General features: G+C 60.5%; 1 protein-coding gene. It reads right to left on the bottom strand.

All coding sequences use genetic code 11. The features are described from left to right. Nucleotides 1-130 precede the first annotated feature (130 nt). On the bottom strand, nt 131-1,660 hold a 1,530-nt coding region (kdpA, locus tag VIW95_RS15990; protein WP_331588357.1), incomplete at its 5' end, for a potassium-transporting ATPase subunit KdpA.

Genomic DNA, 1,660 nt, shown 5'->3' with positions numbered 1-1,660 from the left:
GAACATCACCGGATTTTTGATCATCATGCGCGGATCGAGCTTGACGAACGAGTCGATCGACGCGCGCGAGACGATTTCGCGATTCCAAAGAGCGGGAGCCTTGCGGTCACTCATTTCAGAAACACCAGACCTAGAACAGTTTCCCGGACATCATCAGCAGTTGCTCGACGATCGGTCCGAGCGCGACCGCGCAGAAAAACGTCAGCGCGCCGACGATCACGATCACGCCAATCAGCAGGAACACAAACGGAACGCCGTCGGTCGGGAATGTCCCAGCGCTGGCAGCGGTGGATTTCTTGGCCGCGACCGAGCCTGCGATCGCGAGCGCGGGAATCGCCATCATGAACCTGCCCAGCAGCATCACGATCGCGATCGTCACGTTGTAAAAAGTGGTGTTGGCGTTGAGCCCGCCGAAGGCCGAGCCGTTGTTGGCCCCCGCCTCCGTGTATGCGTACAAGACTTGCGAAAATCCATGCGGCCCTGGATTCGACATGCTGGAGAGCCCCGCGGGCACGACCGTTGCTAGCGCGCTCGGTATCAAAATGACGGTCGGGAAAATGAGCACGTAGAGCATCGCGAGCTTCATCTCGCGTGCTTCGATTTTCTTGCCGAGGTACTCGGGCGTACGCCCGACCATCAGCCCCGCGATGAACACCGCCAGCACCGCCATCACGATGATACCGTACAGCCCTGATCCGACGCCGCCGAAGATCACTTCGCCGAGCTGCATGTTGATCATCGGCACCATCCCGCCCAGCGGCGTGAAGCTGTCGTGCATCGAGTTCACCGCGCCGCACGAAGTATCAGTCGTGACAGTAGCCCACAGCGCGGACTCGACGATCCCGAAACGGGTTTCCTTGCCCTCCATGTTGCCGCCGCTTTGGGTTGCGGAAGCATGCTGATCGATTCCCATCTTGCTGAATTGCGGATTGCCGTGTTGCTCAGCCCAGATGGCGGGCGCCGCGCCAGCGAGAAACAGAATCGCCATCACTGCGAACAGCGCCCATCCTTGTTTGCGATCGCCGACCATCTTGCCGAACGTGTGAGTCAGGCCGGCTCCTATCGAAAGGATCGCGAGCATCTCGAGCAGGTTCGTCAACGGCGTCGGATTCTCGTATGGATGCGCCGAATTGACGTTCATGAAGCCGCCGCCGTTGGTGCCGAGCTCCTTGATTATTTCCTGCGACGCCACCGGCCCTTCCGCGATCGTTTGCGTAGCGCCCTCGAGCGTCGTCGCATTTACGTACGGACTGAAGTTGTCCGGCACTCCCTGCCAAACCAGGAACAGCGCGAAGATGAGCGAGAGCGGCAGCAACACCCACAACGTGGTGCGCGTGAGATCAACCCAGAAGTTGCCAATAGTCTTCGCGCTGCGCCGCGCGAATCCGCGAATCACCGCTGCCGCCATCGCGATTCCAGCCGCCGCCGAGAGAAAGTTGTGCGACGTAAGCCCGACCATCTGCGTCAGGTAGCTCAGCGTCTGCTCGCCCGAGTACGCCTGCCAGTTGGTGTTGGTGGTGAAGCTGGCCGCGGTGTTGAAGGCGAGTCCCGGCGGCACTCCGGCGAGTCCCTGCGGATTCAACGGCAGGTAGTACTGGAGACGCTGCAGCGCGTACAGAAAGATCATCGAAACCAGGCTGAACGCGAGCATCGAGATCGC

It is taken from the genome of Binatus sp. (SeqCode) (genome assembly GCF_036522015.1).
GTDB lineage: Bacteria > Desulfobacterota > Binatia > Binatales > Binataceae > Binatus.
This window is presented reverse-complemented; position numbering and strand designations above follow the sequence as displayed.